22 protein-coding genes and 1 tRNA gene are annotated in these 17809 nt (G+C 63.6%); 11 read left to right on the top strand and 12 right to left on the bottom strand.

Annotated features, from left to right (window positions below; all coding sequences use genetic code 11):
- Window positions 1-20: 20 nt before the first annotated feature.
- Window positions 21-350 (top strand): hypothetical protein, encoded by a 330-nt coding sequence (locus EV664_RS13760; protein WP_133496304.1) that lies wholly within the window; start codon window positions 21-23, stop codon window positions 348-350.
- Here the strand turns inward: EV664_RS13760 and EV664_RS13755 are convergent.
- The 6 genes from EV664_RS13755 to EV664_RS13730 all read right to left on the bottom strand — a co-directional run bounded on the left by EV664_RS13755 (window position 347) and on the right by EV664_RS13730 (window position 5222).
- Window positions 347-679 carry a DUF423 domain-containing protein gene (locus tag EV664_RS13755; protein WP_133496303.1) on the bottom strand — a complete coding sequence of 111 codons (333 nt, stop codon included), beginning with the start codon at window positions 677-679 and terminating at the stop codon, window positions 347-349. The two genes, EV664_RS13760 and EV664_RS13755, sit on opposite strands and share 4 nt — an antisense overlap.
- On the bottom strand, window positions 676-2463 hold the full coding sequence (locus EV664_RS13750) for a cation:proton antiporter domain-containing protein (RefSeq protein ID WP_133496302.1): 1788 nt from the start codon (window positions 2461-2463) through the stop codon (window positions 676-678). The genes EV664_RS13755 and EV664_RS13750 overlap by 4 nt, the downstream gene beginning before the upstream one ends.
- The gene (locus EV664_RS13745) at window positions 2463-2885 is read right to left on the bottom strand and encodes an iron-sulfur cluster assembly scaffold protein (protein WP_133496301.1); all 423 of its coding nucleotides are present in this window, start codon (window positions 2883-2885) and stop codon (window positions 2463-2465) included. Before EV664_RS13745 ends, EV664_RS13750 begins: the two co-directional genes overlap by 1 nt.
- Before the next feature lie 82 nt (window positions 2886-2967).
- The gene (locus EV664_RS13740) at window positions 2968-3504 is read right to left on the bottom strand and encodes a CvpA family protein (protein ID WP_133496358.1); all 537 of its coding nucleotides are present in this window, start codon (window positions 3502-3504) and stop codon (window positions 2968-2970) included.
- A 90-nt stretch (window positions 3505-3594) separates the two neighbouring features.
- Window positions 3595-4965, bottom strand: a complete 1371-nt coding sequence (gene radA / locus EV664_RS13735; RefSeq protein ID WP_133496300.1) for a DNA repair protein RadA — start codon at window positions 4963-4965, stop codon at window positions 3595-3597.
- A gap of 38 nt (window positions 4966-5003) precedes the next feature.
- Entirely contained in the window at window positions 5004-5222 is a 219-nt protein-coding gene (locus EV664_RS13730; RefSeq protein WP_133496299.1) for a hypervirulence associated TUDOR domain-containing protein, read from the bottom strand.
- 93 nt (window positions 5223-5315) lie between these two features.
- On the opposite strand from EV664_RS13730, the gene EV664_RS13725 reads away from it, so the two are divergent.
- Window positions 5316-6455 (top strand): glycosyltransferase family 4 protein, encoded by a 1140-nt coding sequence (locus tag EV664_RS13725; RefSeq protein ID WP_133496298.1) that lies wholly within the window; start codon window positions 5316-5318, stop codon window positions 6453-6455.
- Window positions 6456-6465: 10 nt separating this feature from the next.
- Here the strand turns inward: EV664_RS13725 and EV664_RS13720 are convergent, their stop codons facing one another.
- Both EV664_RS13720 and EV664_RS13715 read right to left on the bottom strand, forming a co-directional pair.
- On the bottom strand, window positions 6466-6783 hold the full coding sequence (locus tag EV664_RS13720; RefSeq protein ID WP_133496297.1) for a DUF2218 domain-containing protein: 318 nt from the start codon (window positions 6781-6783) through the stop codon (window positions 6466-6468).
- A 71-nt stretch (window positions 6784-6854) separates the two neighbouring features.
- A complete protein-coding gene (locus tag EV664_RS13715; RefSeq protein WP_373287520.1) occupies window positions 6855-7466 on the bottom strand; it encodes a PadR family transcriptional regulator in 612 nt (203 codons plus the stop codon).
- 106 nt (window positions 7467-7572) lie between these two features.
- On the opposite strand from EV664_RS13715, the gene EV664_RS13710 reads away from it, so the two are divergent.
- From EV664_RS13710 to EV664_RS19290, 3 genes are all read left to right on the top strand, one after another.
- Window positions 7573-8895: a replication-associated recombination protein A gene (locus EV664_RS13710; RefSeq protein WP_133496296.1), complete on the top strand. Its 1323-nt coding sequence runs from the start codon at window positions 7573-7575 to the stop codon at window positions 8893-8895.
- The gene (locus tag EV664_RS13705; RefSeq protein ID WP_133496295.1) at window positions 8892-9758 is read left to right on the top strand and encodes a hypothetical protein; all 867 of its coding nucleotides are present in this window, start codon (window positions 8892-8894) and stop codon (window positions 9756-9758) included. Before EV664_RS13710 ends, EV664_RS13705 begins: the two co-directional genes overlap by 4 nt.
- Before the next feature lie 104 nt (window positions 9759-9862).
- Complete coding sequence (locus EV664_RS19290) at window positions 9863-10177, top strand: PilZ domain-containing protein (RefSeq protein ID WP_162848856.1); 315 nt, start codon at window positions 9863-9865, stop codon at window positions 10175-10177.
- 16 nt (window positions 10178-10193) lie between these two features.
- On the opposite strand, the gene EV664_RS13695 is transcribed toward EV664_RS19290, so the two are convergent.
- Window positions 10194-10269: transfer RNA gene (locus EV664_RS13695), tRNA-Thr, on the bottom strand.
- A 95-nt stretch (window positions 10270-10364) separates the two neighbouring features.
- Window positions 10365-10490, bottom strand: coding sequence for a hypothetical protein (locus tag EV664_RS19680; RefSeq protein WP_268237684.1), 126 nt, complete (start codon window positions 10488-10490; stop codon window positions 10365-10367).
- 139 nt (window positions 10491-10629) lie between these two features.
- On the opposite strand from EV664_RS19680, the gene EV664_RS13690 reads away from it, so the two are divergent.
- The 6 genes from EV664_RS13690 (at window position 10630) to fucP (ending at window position 16051) form a co-directional block, all read left to right on the top strand.
- A complete protein-coding gene (locus EV664_RS13690; RefSeq protein ID WP_133496293.1) occupies window positions 10630-11463 on the top strand; it encodes a glycine/sarcosine N-methyltransferase in 834 nt (277 codons plus the stop codon).
- Complete coding sequence (locus EV664_RS13685) at window positions 11447-12277, top strand: methyltransferase domain-containing protein (protein WP_133496292.1); 831 nt, start codon at window positions 11447-11449, stop codon at window positions 12275-12277. The genes EV664_RS13690 and EV664_RS13685 overlap by 17 nt, the downstream gene beginning before the upstream one ends.
- A 239-nt stretch (window positions 12278-12516) precedes the next feature.
- Window positions 12517-13557: an aldo/keto reductase gene (locus EV664_RS13680; RefSeq protein WP_229668273.1), complete on the top strand. Its 1041-nt coding sequence runs from the start codon at window positions 12517-12519 to the stop codon at window positions 13555-13557.
- A gap of 13 nt (window positions 13558-13570) precedes the next feature.
- Window positions 13571-14305 (top strand): SDR family oxidoreductase, encoded by a 735-nt coding sequence (locus EV664_RS13675; protein ID WP_133496291.1) that lies wholly within the window; start codon window positions 13571-13573, stop codon window positions 14303-14305.
- Window positions 14302-14655: an L-rhamnose mutarotase gene (locus EV664_RS13670; RefSeq protein ID WP_133496290.1), complete on the top strand. Its 354-nt coding sequence runs from the start codon at window positions 14302-14304 to the stop codon at window positions 14653-14655. Before EV664_RS13675 ends, EV664_RS13670 begins: the two co-directional genes overlap by 4 nt.
- A 67-nt stretch (window positions 14656-14722) precedes the next feature.
- Entirely contained in the window at window positions 14723-16051 is a 1329-nt protein-coding gene (gene fucP / locus EV664_RS13665; RefSeq protein ID WP_133496289.1) for an L-fucose:H+ symporter permease, read from the top strand.
- Between the two features lie 156 nt (window positions 16052-16207).
- Here the strand turns inward: fucP and EV664_RS13660 are convergent, their stop codons facing one another.
- Both EV664_RS13660 and EV664_RS13655 read right to left on the bottom strand, forming a co-directional pair.
- A complete protein-coding gene (locus EV664_RS13660) occupies window positions 16208-17059 on the bottom strand; it encodes a fumarylacetoacetate hydrolase family protein (protein ID WP_133496288.1) in 852 nt (283 codons plus the stop codon).
- A gap of 27 nt (window positions 17060-17086) precedes the next feature.
- Entirely contained in the window at window positions 17087-17731 is a 645-nt protein-coding gene (locus EV664_RS13655) for a GDSL-type esterase/lipase family protein (RefSeq protein WP_244923137.1), read from the bottom strand.
- Window positions 17732-17809 lie beyond the last annotated feature (78 nt).

The following is a 17809-nucleotide window of genomic DNA, read 5'->3' as shown; positions in this document are numbered from 1 at the left end:
CAATCCTCTATGCGGGGGGTATGACAAGGCGGAACCCTCTCCCGGCGGCCATCGCCGCGCTCACCCTGGTAAGCACGGCGGGGTGCGCGGCCGGTCGTCCGTCCGACGGGCTGGTGCTCACGCCTGAGGCGCTTGGCGAAATCGCGGCAAAATGCGGCGCGGCCAATCCGCTATTGCGACCGCAGTTAAGCGGCTATCCCAATGTCAGTTTCGGCTTTTCGGACGTCGCCCCCGCACCTGACAAGCCGTCTCCGACGGTGAAATGCATGGGCAAGCGGCTCAAACGCTATCGCTACGGCTATATGATGCTCGATCCGACGCCACTGCCCCCCGCTCCCGGCCCCTATTAACCGCGCAGCGCGCTCCAGCCGAGCCACAGCCAGCCGATGATCAGCGCGATGCCGCCGATCGGGGTGATCGCGCCCAGCCAGCGCGGCAGGCCCAGCGCCATCAGATAGAGCGTGCCCGCAAACATCATCCCGCCGGCGAGGAACAGGATCGCCGGCCCCTTCGCCTCCAGCCGCAGGACCGCGATCGCCGCGACCGCGTGGATCAGCTGATATTGGCCGCCGGTCTTGAGCCACTCTGCGGCCTCACCGCTCGCACCATGCGCGCCGAACGCGCCCGCGCCGACGGCAAGCGCGCCGGACAATGCAGCGAACAACAGAATGAGGTTCATTGCTTCTTCTCCTTCGCGACCCGATCGGCGCTGCGAAACGCTTCGAGCGCGGGCAGGAATTCCTCGCGTCCGGCATGGAGGCTTCCCGCCTTTGCCTGCGCCTCCAGCCGTTCCTGATCGCGTTCGCGATATTCGGCCTCGGTCGCGTCGCGTTCGGTTTCGTCGACGCCCACACATTGCATCGCGGCGCGCGCCATGCCGATCGCCGATTCGAACACCTCGCGGAACACGCCTTCGACCGGGGCACCCTTCATCCGAAGCACGCTGCGCCGGTCATAGGCACGAACGAAGATCGCGGCCTTCGAAAATGCCTGATCGATGCTGGTCAGCGATTCGGCGTCCATCACATCGCCATCCTGACAGAAGAGGATAAGTTGCGCGTCCGCCGCGCCCGCCTGACGCAACAGGTCGATCCGCGTGCCGTCGCCATAATAGACCTTCGCGCCGAACGTTCCCGCCGTTTCGATCATTTCGGGATCGGTATCGATCAGGGTGACACTGATCCCCTGCGCGATCAGCATCTGCGCGACCGTCTGCCCGAAACGGCCATAGCCGACGACCAGCGCGCTCGCCCCGTCATGACGCGGTCCGTCCAGCCCTTCGGTATTCGCCGCCGCAGACGCCCGGAACCGCCGGGTGAGTATCATCAGGAACGGCGTGGTCGCCATCGACAGGGTAACGATTGCGCCGAACACGCTCGCGGCCTCAGGCGCGATCAGATAGGCGTTTTGCGCCTGCGCAAACAATACGAAGCCGAATTCGCCGCCCTGGCTGAGCAACAGGCCCAGCGCGAATGCCGAGCGCAGCGGCATGCGCGCGGCAAGGCCAAGGAGCATGATGACCGCCGCCTTGGTCGCGATCAGCGCCATCGCCATGCCGATGACAAAGATGGGTCGTTCGGCCACGGCATGCAGGTTGAGCATCATGCCGACCGACATGAAGAACAGGCCGAGCAGGATCGACCGGAACGGTTCGACATCGGCCTCCAGCTCGTGCCGATAGGGACTGTCCGCCAGCATCACGCCCGCGATGAACGCGCCGAGCGCGGTGGAAAGGCCCAGCATGTCCATGATCGCGGCGGCCGCGATCACCGTGAACAATCCCGCAAAGACGAACATTTCACGCTCGCCCCAGGTCCCGATCAGCTTAAACAGCGGGCGCAGCAGGAAACGCCCGGCAAGAACCAGCCCGACGATCGCCAGCACGGTATACACCGCCAGCAGCCATCCCGGCGGCCCCGAAGCATCAGCAGGATTGCGCGAAAGCGCCGCGATGATCGTAATCAGCGGGACGATCGAAATATCCTGAAACAGCAGAATCGAAAAGGCGCGCTCACCGAAGGGCGTGCGCAGCCGCCCGGCCGATTGCAGCATCGGCAGCACCTGCGCGGTCGAGGACAAAGCCAGCGGCAGGCCAAGTGCGATCGCGGCGGCAAAGGAAAATCCGGTGGGAAGCCATAACAGCGCGATCAATGCGACACCGCACAGCGCCACCTGCGCCAGACCGAAGCCGAAAATATCCTGCTTCATCCGCCACAACCGCGACGGGTTCAGCTCCAGCCCGACGATGAACAGCAGCAGGGTAATGCCGAGTTCGGCGATCCCCATTTTCGATTCGGCACCGCCGACAAAGCCAAGCCCCTGCGGCCCGACCAGCGCACCGGCGACGAGATAGCCCAGCGTCGCACCAAGCCCGAGCTTGCGGAACAACAGGACGCAGACCAGCGCGAAGCCCAGCAGGATCGCGCCTTCGCTGATCAGCGATCCGATGCCATGTCCTTCCATCAGCCCCGCGCCTCCGCTGCTGCCTGCGCCGCCGCTTCGAACGCCAGCCGGATCGAGGCGTGGCGCGCGCTGTGCGGCAAAGCGGGCGTGAAGATATCGATGCCGGGCCAGTCGGGCGGCCCCTCACCCCCCGCCAGCCAGTCGGTGAGCGAATCGCGCGCCGCCGCCAGCTCTTCGGGCGTTTTGCCGATGATGTTCGCGGCAAGCAGCGAGGCCGATGCCTGACCCAATGCGCAGGCGCGCACGAGCATGCCCAGTTCACTCACCCTACCTTCTGCGTCGATATTCACATCGACCGTCACCCGGCTGCCGCAGATGGGCGAGCGTTTCTCGACACTGGCCATCGGCGAATCGAGCCGCTCCTGAAACGGGATCGACGCTGCGAGGCGCAGGATTTCCTTATTGTATAGCGGAGCGTTCACACCTGTGCATTTAGGCGCGTCGCGCGCAAAGCGCGAGGGGGTAGATCGCAGGACGGCGCAGCGCCCTGTCGACCCGGCGCCGTCAGGCGCCTGAATCGCTATTGCCGAAAACCGGTTCGCCCCGCCGCCTGCGCGCAATGAAATCGGCGATCCCGGCGCTGGTTTCGTTGAGCATCGGATAGGTGCGCGACTTCGTCATCCATTCGGGCCGGTCGCGCGGGCCGCCATGAATCGTGTCGAGGACCAGCACCATCAGCGAAAAGGCAAGGCTGACCAGAATCAGCCCCTTCAACGCGCCGAAGCCGAAGCCCAATGCGCGATCGACCGGCCCCAGAATCGAGGTGCGCGTCCGCTTGCCGATCGCGCGCGCCACCATCCGCCCGCCGAAATAGGTACCGCCTGCGATGATCGCAAAGGCAAGCACCGCCGCGCCCGCCGCAGTCCCGATCGGCCCGGCAAGCGCCGCCGCAAGCGGCGTGTGAAAGAATTTCAGCGCGAAGACGACGAACAGCCATGCCATCAGCGACAGGACTTCGGTCACGAAGCCGCGCATGAACCCCAGCACCGCCGCTCCGCCGACGACGATCAGCACGATGATATCGAGTGCGGTCAGGCCCATCGCCATTTCATCCCTTCCCGGCCCAATATGCGACCGGCGCGTCAATCCACGCTTTCGCGCCGCTAGCCCCGCCTGAGAAATGCGTCAACGCTATCGCCCCAGCATATGATCGACAAAGGCCGCGAGCGTCGAGAAACCGGCGACCGAAAGCGCGGACTTCTCCGCCTTTTGCATCGCAGGCGCGAGCGCGCGCTGGAAACCGAGCTTGGCCGCTTCCTTCATGCGCAGCGGGCCATGCGCGACGGGGCGCACCTCGCCCGACAGCGCGATTTCGCCGAATGCGACCGCATCGGTCGGTACCGGCCGTTCGGACAAAGCCGAGATCAGCGCGGCGGCGACCGCCAGATCGGCGGCGGGATCGGACACGCGATAGCCGCCCGCGATGTTCAGATAGACTTCGCTCGTTGAAAAGCTGAGGCCGCAGCGCGCCTCCAGCACCGCCAGAATCATCGCGAGCCGCCCCGAATCCCATCCGACCACCGCGCGGCGCGGCGTCGCTCCGCTCGCCAGCCGGACGACCAGCGCCTGTATTTCGACCAGCACCGGCCGCGTCCCCTCCAGCGCGGGGAAAACGACCGTGCCGCTGACATCCTCATCGCGCGAGGTGAGGAACAGGCTGGACGGGTTCGCCACTTCGGTGAGCCCCTCGCCCGCCATGGCGAATACGCCGATTTCGTCGGTACCGCCGAACCGGTTCTTCACCGCGCGCAGGATGCGATATTGATGGCTGCGCTCGCCCTCGAATGCTAGCACGGTATCGACCATATGTTCAAGCACGCGCGGGCCCGCAATCGTCCCGTCCTTCGTCACATGGCCGACCAGCACCAGCGCGGTGCCGCGCTCCTTGGCAAAGCGGATCAGTTCCTGCGCCGATGCGCGCACCTGACTGACCGTGCCGGGCGCGCCCTCGATCAGGTCCGAATGCATTGTCTGGATCGAATCGATAACCAGCAAAGCAGGCGGGTTAGCGGTGCCGATCGTCGTCAGAATGTCGCGAACGCTGGTCGCCGCGGCAAGCTGAACCGGCGCCTTTCCCAGCCCGAGGCGGCGCGCGCGCAGCCGTACCTGATCCGATGCCTCCTCGCCCGAAACATAGGCGACCGATTTCCCGGCAAGCGCCAGCTTCGCCGCCGCCTGAAGCAGCAGCGTCGATTTGCCGATTCCCGGATCGCCGCCGATCAGCGTCGCCGATCCTTCGACAAAGCCGCCGCCCAGCGCGCCGTCGAGTTCGGCAATGCCCGTCGCCATACGCTCGGGCAGCGCGACATCGGCGTCGAGCCCCGAAAGGTCGATCGCGCGCCCGCCCGATTGCAGATTATGTTTTGCCTGAAACGGCGTAACGATCGCGCCCGCATCCTCGACCAGCGTGTTCCATTCGCCGCAATCGGCGCACTGGCCCTGCCATTTCGATGCGACCGAACCGCATTGCTGGCAGACATATCGTTTTTGGGGCTTTGCCATGCCGCGCGGCTTAGCGCAGGCGGAACGAAAAGGGAATATCAGGCCGCGCTAAGTTCGCTGCCGCGCTTCAATACCTTATCGCCATCCTCCTGTTCGATGACATAAGCGGGATTGTCTTCGGTGCCGTTTTTGACGATTCTGGAACCCTTGAACGTCCGCTGGACGCGGCGTTCGAAGCGTTCCTCGACCTTACCCGTGCCTTCGCCATTGCCCCAGTTCCATTTGACCTTCTGGCCTTCGCGAAATTTGTTCGACATTGCCCGTCTCCATCAAAGTGCGTGAACAAACCCCGGCGGGAAATGCTTCGTTCCGATGGCCTTCCGACAAAACAGGGGCTAAAGGCTCGCACGATGCAGCCGAACGATCTTCGCGTGGCGCTGTTCAGCGGGAACTATAACTATACCCGCGACGGCGCGAATCAGGCACTCAACTCGCTCGCCGGCCACCTGCTCGCGCGCGGGGTGAGGTTGCGCGTCTATTCGCCGACGGTCGAGAATCCGGCGTTCGAACCGACCGGCGATCTGATCGGCGTCCCCGCTTTGTCACTGCCCGGCGGGCGCAGCGAATATAAGATGGCGATCGGCCTGCCGCGCCGGATCAGGGAAGATCTCGCCGAGTTCGCACCCAATATCGTGCATGTATCCGCGCCCGAAATTCTCGGCCATCGCGCGCTCAGCTGGGCAAGGAAGCACGGGATCGCTTCGGTCGCTTCGCTTCATACCCGGTTCGAAACCTATCCGCGCTATTATCATCTCACCGCGCTGGAACCGCTCGCCATCCGCCTGTCGCGCCGATTCTATGATCGCGCCGATCAGGTGCTGGTGCCGGGCCAGTCGATCGCCGATATCGTCGCCGGATGGGGCGTGAAAACGCCCATCGCCATCTGGTCGCGCGGGGTCAATCACGACCGCTTCAATCCGGCGCGTCGTTCGCTCGAATGGCGGCGCGCGCTGGGGATCGGCGATGGCGAGGTTGCGGTGGGCTTTCTGGGCCGACTGGTGCTCGAAAAGGGGCTCGACATCTTCGCCGACGTGATCGCGGCGCTAAAGACACGCGGTACGCCGCACAAAGTGCTGGTGATCGGCGAAGGCCCGGCGCGCGACTGGTTCGCCGAACGCGTTCCCGAAGCGGTGTTCGCCGGGTTTCAGACCGGCGAGGATCTGGGCCGCGCGGTTGCTTCCATGGATATTTTCTTCAATCCCTCGGTCACCGAAACCTTCGGCAATGTGACGCTGGAGGCGATGGCGGCGGGAGTGCCGGTGGTCGCGGCGCGCGCCACCGGGGCGATGGATCTGGTGCGCGACGGGGTGACCGGCTTTCTGGTCGAACCGCGCAATGTCGCTGCTTATGCCGAACGCATCGGCGAGCTGGTCGACAATCCCGCGCTGCGCCGCGCGGCCGGGGGCGCCGGCCACGCCGTTGCGCAGGGGTTCGAATGGGAGCGGATCAACGAGACCGTGCTGCACCATTATCTGCAGCTGGCGCGCTGAACCGCACCCGTTACACCGGTTGCCAGGGATAATCGAGCGGCGCTTCGCGATGCGCGAAACGGTCGATATGGCTGGCCAGCACGCCCTTCAGCGCGTCGAGATGCGCTTCGCTGCTGGCATCGATCCGGACGATCAGCGCATCCGCCTCGGCATCGAAGGTGGCGAGACCGTCAGCGCTCCATTCGGCACCGCGCGCATCTTTGGGAAAGACGACCGTGCCATGGTCGGGGGTGAATTCGACTTTCAGATTATGCGACCAATGTTTGCACAGCTGCTGAAGATAGCGGCTGGCATGGTCGGTGGGGACGCGGGCAATCGCGCTGTTCATAAGCATTTCCTTTTCTTCACACAAAGGCGGAGGCGCGATACCGTGCCGCCGCCGTAACAGGTCGAGCCGGGTCACAGCCGTTCGATCTTGCGCGCCGCCTCGTCGATGATCTCCGCGACATCGTGCAGCGTTTCGTCGGCCACATCGGCGGAGAGCCGCTGTTGCAGAACGGTGCGCAAATTGCCCATCGCCCGGCGCACCGGCCCGCCATCGGTTCTGGCAAGCACGCTGGCGATCGCGCGCAGCCGTTCCATCAGCGCCGCGACCTGTTCTTCCTGCTCTTTGAGATGCGCCGCGCCGGCATCGGTAAGGCCATAGATTTTCTTCGCGCCTTCGCTTTCCTGCTCGGCGATCAGGTCCATCTCGGCGAGCAGGGTGATGGTCGGATAGACGACCCCCGGACTGGGGGCATAGGCGCCGCCGGTCCGTTCCTCGATCTCCCGGATCACATCATAGCCATGGCGCGGCTGTTCGGCGATCAGCGCGAGCACGACAAGGCGAAGCTCGCCGCTGTCGAACATCCGCTTACCGCGTCCGCCGCGCCCCATGCCGCGACCATGGCCGGGGCCGTGCCCCATGCCGCGACGGCCCATGCCGCCGCGCCCCATGCCATCATGTCCCATGCCCTCATGCCCATGGCCGAAGCCACCGGTCCAGCTGTCATATCCGCGCCCAAAACGCATTTTCATTCTTTCCGAATCTGTTTTCGATGGCTCTAAGATATATCTTAGAAGCGATCGCACAATCCCCGGCTGCAAATTTTTTCGTTCCCCCCTATCTTGGCGCGCGATGGCAGATCTTTTTGGCGGCACCGAACCGCAGGAAATCAGGGAAACCGTGCGGGAAGACGCACCGCTCGCCGACCGGCTGCGCCCGCGTACGCTGGACGAGGTGGTCGGGCAGGAACATCTGACCGGGCCGGACGGCGCGATCGGTCGGATGGTCGCGGCGGGCAAATTGTCCTCGATCATCCTGTGGGGGCCGCCGGGTACGGGCAAAACGACGATTGCGCGGCTGCTCGCCGATGCGGTGGGGCTGCGCTTCGCGTCGATCTCGGCAGTATTTTCGGGCGTGGCTGACCTCAAGCGCGTCTTTGCCGAAGCGCGCGATCATGCGAAGCTGGGCAAACGCACGCTGATGTTCGTGGATGAAATCCACCGCTTCAACCGGGCGCAGCAGGATGGTTTCCTCCCCTATGTCGAGGACGGCACGGTCACGCTCGTCGGGGCGACGACCGAAAACCCTTCCTTCGAACTCAATGCTGCGCTGCTCTCGCGCGCGCAGGTCCTGATCCTGCACCGGCTCGACGCTGCTGCGCTCGACACGCTGCTGAAACGCGGCGAGGCAATCGAGGAGCGCCCCCTGCCCCTCGATGAAGACGCGCGCGCCGCACTGGTCGCCAGCGCCGATGGCGACGGGCGCTTCCTGCTCAATCAGGCGGAGACGCTGTTTTCGGTGAACCTCGACGCGCCGCTTGATCCCGCGGGGCTGTCGGCGCTGCTTCAGCGGCGCATGGCGGTGTATGACAAGGATCGCGAAGGCCATTACAACCTGATCAGCGCGCTCCACAAGAGCCTGCGCGGATCGGACCCGCAGGCGGCGCTTTACTATCTCGCGCGGATGCTGGTGGCGGGCGAGGAGCCGCTTTATGTGCTGCGCCGGATCGTGCGCTTTGCGAGCGAGGATATCGGCCTTGCCGATCCCAACGCGCTGGTCCAGTGCCTCGCCGCCAAGGAGGCGTATGACTTTCTCGGCTCCCCCGAGGGCGAACTCGCGATCGTGCAGGCGTGCCTGTATTGCGCCACTGCGCCCAAATCGAATGCAGCCTATAAGGCGCAGAAAGCGGCATGGCGCTCGGCCAAGGCTACCGGATCGCTGATGCCGCCGCCCAATATCCTGAACGCGCCGACCAAGCTGATGAAGGATATCGGCTATGGCAAGAATTACGCGTATGACCATGACCGTGAGGAAGGGTTTTCGGGCGCGAATTACTGGCCAGAGGAAATGGCGCCCGAAACCTATTACGCACCAACGCCGCGCGGTTTCGAAAAGCGCATCGCGGAGCGGCTTGCCTATTGGGACGAATTGCGCGCCCGAGCCGCTCAGGAGTGAGCGCAGCCCCGACACATTTCACTCGCTTCGCCGCGATCGACTGGTCGGGCGCGAAGGGCAGCAGTCATCGCGGCATCGCGCTGGCGCTGTGCGAAGCGGGCGATGCAGCGCCACGCCTCATCCACCCGCCGGGCCGGGCATGGTCGCGCACCGGGATTCTGGAATGGCTGCGCGAAGAAGCCGAGCGCCCGACGCTGATTGGCTTCGATTTCTCCTTCGCGCCCCCGCATATCGAGCGCGGCGCCTATCTCCCCGGTGAGGCGGCCCCCGATACCGCGCGGCGCTTCTGGGGCTATGTCGACGCCGACAGCCCCGATGCCGACCTCGGCGCTGCGTCCTTTCTGGAGCGGCGGCGGGGGCGCCATTTCTATCTCGGCGCGGCCGACGGGGTGAAAGCGCGCTTCATGCATTTCCGCCGGTGCGAGGCGCATTTCAACGCGAACGGCGGCGGCAAGCCCTCGACCGTGTACGACGCCATCGGGGCGGCGCAGGTGGCGAAGGCGAGCTTTGCCGGCATGCGGCTGCTCCACCATCTGGGCGATGCGGTTCCGGTGTGGCCGTTCGATCCGGTGCCGGAGCGCGGCGCGGCCATTGTCGAAATCTACACCGCTATCGCCGCACGCGCGGCTGGCCTGCGCAAGGGATTGAGCAAGTTTCGCGACGGTCCGGCGCTCGATACGGCGCTCACCGCATTGGGATCGCGCCCGCACGATCCGCTCGCGCATTATAGCGACCATGCGACCGACGCGATCCTTGCCGCGGCATGGCTGCGCCGCAACGCGGCGCGCGCCGACCTCTGGGCGCCCGCACCGCTGAGCGAGGACATCGCCACCCGCGAAGGCTGGACCTTCGGCGTCGTCTGATCCGGCGGCAACGCAGCACGTTCTATCGCATCGCAGCGCCGCGCGGGAACGCCTCCCCGCCGCACGGGTTGATGCGCAAAACACCAGCCTGTTCGGAAAAAATCTTGCAAAAACCAGTATCTGGCGTCGCTCCCGCGGAGCGCGAACGCGCCTATCGTCACAAGGTGTTCCAGCCCGCGACACTTCGCACCACCAGCGGGGAATATCGCTGCCATCTGCTCAATCTGTCGCACACGGGCATGTGCGTGCATTGCGATGCCGATCTGCCCGACGATACCCGGATCGTGGTGATATGCGACGGCCATATGCTCGCCGCGCGCATCCGCTGGCGCGAGGCGGGAAAATATGGCGCGCAATTTGTCCAGCCGCTCGGCCCGACAACGCTCAACCGGCTGATCCCGGCATCGGTGGCGGCATAAGGTTCGGACGAAAAGCTGGTGCCGGTTGCAGGATTCGAACCCGCGACCTTCGGTTTACAAAACCGCTGCTCTACCAACTGAGCTAAACCGGCGAACGGCGATTTCCCTAGGGTTGCCGGGTGTGGCCGTCAACCGGGAACAAGCAGCCGTCCTGTGCAGCGATTGTTTTAAAGGGCGGCATAGCGGATTACAGGCGCGCCGCATCGCCGATCGACAAATTGCCCATCCGATCAGGCGCGACCTGCGACAATATAGCCGTCCGGCCCTGCCCTTCGCGGCCTTCCTCCTGGCGCTGCGTCAGAAGAATAAGCACGCTTTCGTTGTAACCGAACTGACTATCTGTTCTACTATGCTCCAGCGTATCTTTTCCGCGGGGCCGCCCTGCCATCCCGGCAGACCTACGATCCGTCCGCATACCGCTTTCGTTTCGGCCCCAACATAAGAGGGAGCCTATGACCACTGAGACCAAGCCGCGCGTCTTCGCGCCTGACGATCGTCAGGATTATGGTGACGACCCGACCGCCGTCCGTCAGTCGGGCAAATATACGACCGAATATGTTCGCGGGTTCGTCGAGAAATGGGACGAGCTGATCGATTGGGAACAGCGCGCCAAAAGCGAGGGGCGTTTCTTCATCGACGTGTTGAAGGCGCGCGGGAAAACCAGCGTGCTCGACGTGGCGACCGGCACCGGATTTCATTCGGTACAGCTCTTAAAGGCCGGATTCGACGTTTTTTCTGCCGACGGCTCCGCCGAAATGCTGGCAAAGGCATTTAAGAACGGGGTCGATAATGACGTCGTCCTTAAAACCGTTCATGCCGACTGGCGCTGGCTCAACCGCGATGTCCATGGCAAATTCGATGCGGTCATCTGCCTCGGCAACAGCTTCACCCATTTGTTCGATGAGGCCGATCGCCGCCGCGCGCTCGCCGAATTTTATGCCGCGCTCAAACATGACGGCATCCTGATTATCGACCAGCGCAATTACGACACCATTCTCGACGATGGTTTTTCGACGAAGCACAAATATTATTATTGCGGGGACAAGGTCAGCGCAGAGCCGGTCCATGTCGACGACGGACTCGCCCGCTTCGAATATACCTTTCCCGACGGGTCGAAGCATAACCTCAACATGTTCCCGCTGCGCAAGGATTATACGCGCGGGCTGCTGCGTGAGGCGGGCTTTCAGCAGATCCACAGCTATGGAGATTTCCTTGAAGAAGGCGAGGAAGCAAATCCCGATTTCTTCATTCATGTAGCGGAGAAGAGCTATGGCGACGAAGACTGATCAGGGCGTCGCGACGGCGCGCGATTATTATGACAGCGATGAGGCCGACAATTTCTACAACACCATATGGGGTGGTGAGGATATTCATGTCGGCATCTACGAAAATACCAGCGATATCCGCACGGCCAGCCGGACGACGGTCGACCGCATGGCGCAGTTACTCGGCGATGTGAACGGCAAATCGCTGCTCGATATCGGGTCGGGCTATGGCGGTGCGGCGCGGGTGATGGCGTCACAGCATGGCGCGCATGTCACCTGCCTCAACGTCGCAATCGTCGAGAATGACCGCAACCGGGAGATGACGCGGGCAGCCGGGCTTTCGGATCGTATCGAGGTGGTGGACGGATCGTTCGACGATCTGCCGTTCGGTGATGAACGGTTCGATGCAGCATGGAGCCAGGATGCGATCCTGCACGCGCCCGACCGGGTCGCGGTGCTGGAGGAAGTGGCGCGCGTGCTTCGCCCGGGCGGGCATTTCATCTTCACTGATCCGATGCAGGCCGACGACCTGACCGATGAAGGCGATTTGCAGCCGATTTACGACCGCATTCACCTGCCCAATCTCGCCTCGTTCGGCTTTTATCGGCGTGAGCTTGCGCGGCTGGGCTTCGAAGAGGTCGAAATTGAGGATCGCTCGATCGAACTGCGCAACCATTATGCGCGAGTCGCCGAGGAACTGGATGCCCGGCGCGGCGATGTCGATGCCGGCGATGCCTGGGTGAACCGGATGCTCGAAGGGCTGAGCCATTGGGTGAAGGGTGCCGATGCCGGCAAGCTCACCTGGGGTATCCTGCATTTCCGCAAAAAGGGCTGAACCGCCCAAACGCACAGCGTCTGTGATAGAGCCCCGCCCCCCGACCGATCATGGGGTGGCGGGGCTTTGTCATATAAAAATCAAATACCCACTGGTGAACACGGACCCCATATGCAAATAAAGCAGCGACCGACGGTCAGGCAATGACCGCGCAGCATTGCAGGAGAGACGGTGATCCTTGTTCCGCGCATGATGGGCCATAACCGCCACGCCGCTTGTCGATGGGCGCCGCGCGGCGCATGACCTGCACGATGGAAGCCGAGGATCGCCGCACCCTCTCCCCCGCTATGCTCGGTCCGCTGGGTTTCGGATCGGCGCCGATCGGCAATCTGTATCAGGCAATGCCGGATGACGAAGCAACCGCCACGGTCGAGGCGGCGTGGCAGCACGGTCTGCGCTATTTCGACACCGCGCCGCATTATGGCTTCGGCCTGAGCGAAAAGCGACTGGGCGAGACACTGGCGCGGATCGACCCCGGACAGCAGGCGATTGTATCGACAAAGGTCGGGCGCCTGCTCGCGCCCGTGCCCGATGCCGATCTGTCCCGGCCGCGTCAGGGCTTTGTCTCGCCCGAACCGGTCGAGAGCTGCTTCGATTACAGCTATGATGGCGTGATGCGCTCCTGGGAAGCGAGCCGGGAGCGGCTGCGGCGCGAGCGGATCGATATTCTCTACGCGCATGATCTGGGCGAAATGACGCATGGCGAGGACCATGCCGAACGGCTCGCCGAATTTCTCGACGGCGGCTATCGCGCGATGCGCGAGCTGCGCGATTCGGGCGCGGTCGATGCGATCGGGCTTGGCGTCAACGAAACCGCGATATGCGAAACTGTGCTCGGCCATGCCGATCTCGACCTGATCCTGCTTGCCGGGCGCTATACGCTGCTGGAACAGGACGCGCTGGACGGTTTCCTGCCGCTATGTGCGGCACGCAATGTGTGCATCGTGCTGGGCGGACCGTTCAATTCGGGCATTCTCGCAACCGGCGCGAAGGGCGGCGACCTCCATTATAACTATGCCCCCGCACCGCCGGACATCGTGGCGCGCGTCGCGGCGATCGAGGCGGTGTGCGAAGCGCATGGCGTTCCTCTCCCCGCCGCCGCGCTGCAATTCCCGCTCGCCCATGCGCAGATCGCGAGCGTCATTCCCGGCACGCGCACGCCCGGTCAGATTTGTTCGGCGACCGATCTGCTCGCTGTTCCCATCCCCCCCGATTTCTGGCGCGAGCTGGCCGACAGGCAGCTGATCCGGACCGACGCGCCGCTCCCCCAAAACAATTAAGAGGAATATTTCGATGGCAGGCCGCCTTCAGGGCAAAACAGCGATCATCACCGCCGCGGCACAGGGTATCGGCCGTGCCAGCGCCGAATTGTTCGTGCGCGAGGGGGCGCAGGTCCATGCCGTCGATATCAACGGCGATGCGCTTTCGGCGATGCAGGGATGCGAAACGCACCAGCTCGACCTGATGGACGGAGCGGCGATCGCTGCGCTGGCGGAAAAGATCGGCGCGGTCGATATTCTGTTCAACTGTGCCGGGTTCGTCCATGCCGGAACGATCCTCGATTGCGACGAGGATGCGTATGACTTCTCGTTCGATCTCAACGTCAAATCCGCCTATCGCATGATCCGGGCGTTTCTCCCCGGCATGATCGCGAAGGGCGGCGGGTCGATCGTCAACATGTCGTCGGTCGCAAGTTCGGTGATCGCGGTGCCCAACCGCTTCGTCTATGGCGCGTCCAAAGCGGCGGTGATCGGGCTGACCAAGGCAGTGGCCGCGGATTTCGTCCAGCACGGCGTGCGCTGCAACGCGATCTGCCCCGGCACGGTGCAGTCGCCCTCGCTCGACGAACGCATGGCAGCGACCGGCGACCCCGAAAAGGCCCGCGCCGATTTCGTCGCGCGCCAGCCGATGGGCCGGCTCGGCCGCGCCGGGGAAATCGCCGAACTGGCGCTGTATCTGGCGAGCGACCTGTCGGCCTATACGACCGGCACCGCCAATGTGATCGATGGCGGATGGGCGAACACATGACCCGGAGAATTTGTCTTGCGCTCGATCTGGTCGATGATGCCGATCTGATCGCCGAGTACGAACGCTGGCACCAGGTCGGCAATACGCCGCCCGAAATACTTGCCTCGATCCGCGACGCGGGGATCGAGAATATGGAGATTTTCCGGCTCGCCGACCGCATGGTTATGGTCATGGACGTGACCGAAGATTTCGACGCCGCGGCCAAGGCGAAAGCGGACGAAGAAAATCCGCATGTGATTGCGTGGGAGAAGCGGATGCAGCAGTTTCAGCGCGCGCTGCCCGGCGCGCCCCGGATCGCATGGACCGAAATGGAGCGCATCTTTCACCTGATCGATCATCCCGGATCCTGACAAAGGCAAGCCATATCATATCTTCGCACGCAAATATGCGGCGTCCGACATCAGGAGAGTTGACCGAATGACACCCTATGAGGAGCCGGCCCCATCCGCCCCGGCGCATGGCGCGTTCATCACGCCGGGATATAAGGCGGGGTTCGCATTGGTCGTCAGCCTGTTCTTCCTCTGGGCGATCGCCAATAATTTCAACGACATCCTCATCCGCCAGTTTCAAAAGGCGCTCGACCTCAACCGCGCTGAGGCGGGGCTGATCCAGTTCATTTTCTATATCGGCTATTTCACCATGGCGTTGCCCGCAGGCATGGTGATGCGGCGTTTCGGCTATCGCGCCGGAATATTGACGGGGCTGGGGCTTTATGCAGTCGGCGCGCTGCTTTTCTATCCGGCGGCGGAGATTCGCGTGTACGCGGCGTTTCTGGGCGCACTGTTCGTGCTGGCGGCGGGCGCTGCGTTTCTGGAGACGGCGGCCAATCCCTATATCGTCGCCTTCGGCAATCCCTCGCGCGCCGAACAGCGGCTCAATCTGGCGCAGGCGTTCAACGGCTTTGGCGGCTTTCTCGCACCCATCATCGGCGGTATCTTCATCTTTTCGGGCATCGAACATAGCAAGGCGGATATCGCCGCGATGGCCGCCGCGCAGCAGACCGCCTATCGCGCGGCGGAGGCGCAGATGGTGCAGGGGCCGTATCTGGTACTCGCCGCAGTCGTGGTGCTGATCGCCATCGCCGTCGCGATGGTTCGCCTGCCCCGGATCGATCCGCCCGCAGCAACGGGGGCGAAGCGGGAATCGCTGTTCTCGGTGCTGCGCGAACCAGAGCTGCTCGGCGCGGTAATCGCGCAATTCTTCTATATCGGCGCGCAGGTGGGCGTGTGGAGCTTCTTCATCGATTTCGTGAAGGAAGTGACACCGACGACTCCCGAACGCACTGCTGCTTTTCTGCTGTCGTTCAGCCTCGCTTTGTTCATGGCGGGCCGGTTCATCGGCGCCGCGCTGATGCATAAAATCGCGGCGACCCGGCTGTTGCTGATCTTCGCGCTCGCGGGGATCGCCCTGGCAGTGATCGCTGCGTTGACCGGAGGATGGATCGCGGTGGGTGCGCTGACGCTCAGCAGCTTCTTCATGTCGATCATGTTCCCGACCATCTTCTCGCTGGGACTGAAAGGGCTCGGAGAGCGGGCGATGCTCGGTGCACCGCTGATCGTCATGGCGATTATCGGCGGGGCGGTGTTCCCGCCGCTGATGGGGCTCATCTCCCAATGGGAGGGCGCGCTCCAGCCGGTGATGCTGATGCCGGGCGCGTGCTTCGCGATCGTGGCGATCTATGCGATGCGGGCGCATAAAGCGGGGATCGATGCGGCCGGCTCCGCCCCGGTTCCGACCATCCACTAACACCACCCGGATTGATCCGGACCATGCCTCGATCGTCATTGCGAGCCCCGAAGGGGCGCGACAATCCAGAAGCGGCGTGCGTGTCGCCGGATCGCTTATTGCAACAACCGATAACGACAGGGGTGCCGGACTTGCTGCCCGGCACCTGCTGCCTGCTCAGCGGCTCCAGCCGACGAAGCTCTGCCCCTGTTCGCCCAGCTTCTCGATGCCGAGGCGCACCTTGTCGCCAGCCTTCAGATAGCGCGGTTCGGGCTTCTGCCCCATGCCGACACCGGGAGGCGTACCGGTGGTGATGATGTCGCCGGGTTCCAGCACCATGAATTCGCTGAGATAGCTGACGATCTTCGCTACCGAAAAGATCATCGTGCGGGTGTTACCGTCCTGTACCCGCTCGCCATTCACTTCCAGCCACATGCCCAGATTCTGCGGATCACCAACCTCGTCCGCCGTCACCAGCCAGGGACCGACCGGTCCGAAGGTCGGGCATCCCTTCCCCTTGTCCCAGGTGCCGCCGCGCGACAGCTGATAATCGCGTTCCGACACGTCGTTGATGACGCAATAACCCGCCACATGCGAAAGCGCGTCGGCTTCCTCGACATAGCTTGCCCGGCTGCCGATCACGACGCCCAGTTCGACCTCCCAGTCGGTCTTTACCGATCCGCGCGGAATGGTGACCGGATCGTTCGGGCCGGTCAGGCACGATACCGCCTTGGTAAACATCACGGGTTCTTCGGGGATCGGCAGGTTCGATTCCGCCGCATGATCGGCATAGTTGAGGCCGATGGCGATAAACTGCCGCGTGCCGGTAAACGGCACGCCGTAACGCGGATCGCCTTCGACCAGCGGCAGCGTCGCCGGATCGATCGCCGCCAGCTTCTTCAGCCCGTCCGGCGAAAGCGAATCTGCGGTAAGGTCGCCGATCGCTCCGGAGAGATCGCGTATCGCGCCTGTCGCATCGATCAGTCCGGGCTTTTCAGCACCCACGGCGCCATAGCGGCATAATTTCATTCGAGACGTTCCTTTCGTGACACTGTCTTATCGCGCGTCGAGCGCCTGCCCGATAGCAGCTTCGGCAATCGGTGCCATGATCGCATAGCCCGCGCGAAGCGGGTGAATCCCGTCGATCGTCAGATCGCGCTTCATCAGTCCCTTATCATCGACCAGCGCCGAATAATAATCGGCATAAGCATAGCCGCGCCCGGCGCAAAAGCCCTTCAGCCAGTCGTTGAGCGCGCGCAGTTCGGCGGGATCGCGTTCGCTCAGCACATCCTTTGCCTGCTCGGTATAATTATTGACCGGAAGCAGCGACCCGAACACCACCGCAATGCCATGCCGGTCGGCCATATCCGCCATCGCGGTATAATTCTGCTCAATGGTCTCCACGGTTTCGCGCTGCAAAAATCCCTGCACATCGTTCACCCCGGCGAGGATCACGACGACCCTGGGATGCAGGGCAACGACATCCTGCTGAAAACGTAGCACCATCTGCGCCGTGACCTGACTGCCGATCCCACGGTTGATATAGGATTTGTCGGGAAAGCTGCGCTTCAGGTCCCAGCGGTCGGTGATCGAATCGCCCAGAAAGACGACGCGCTTCTCACCGGAACGCGGCGGTTCGAGCGCAGCGTTGGCGGGGGCATAGAGGTAACGTTCGCCGAAATCCTGCATCAGGCTGGGCACCAGCTTCTCACGAAATGGCCCAAGCCAGGGCCCCCAGTCCCTTTCCTTCACCTCGCGGCGCGGTGGTGAGTTCCGGAA

This window comes from Stakelama pacifica (genome assembly GCF_004361835.1).
GTDB lineage: Bacteria > Pseudomonadota > Alphaproteobacteria > Sphingomonadales > Sphingomonadaceae > Sphingomonas > Sphingomonas pacifica.
This window is presented reverse-complemented; position numbering and strand designations above follow the sequence as displayed.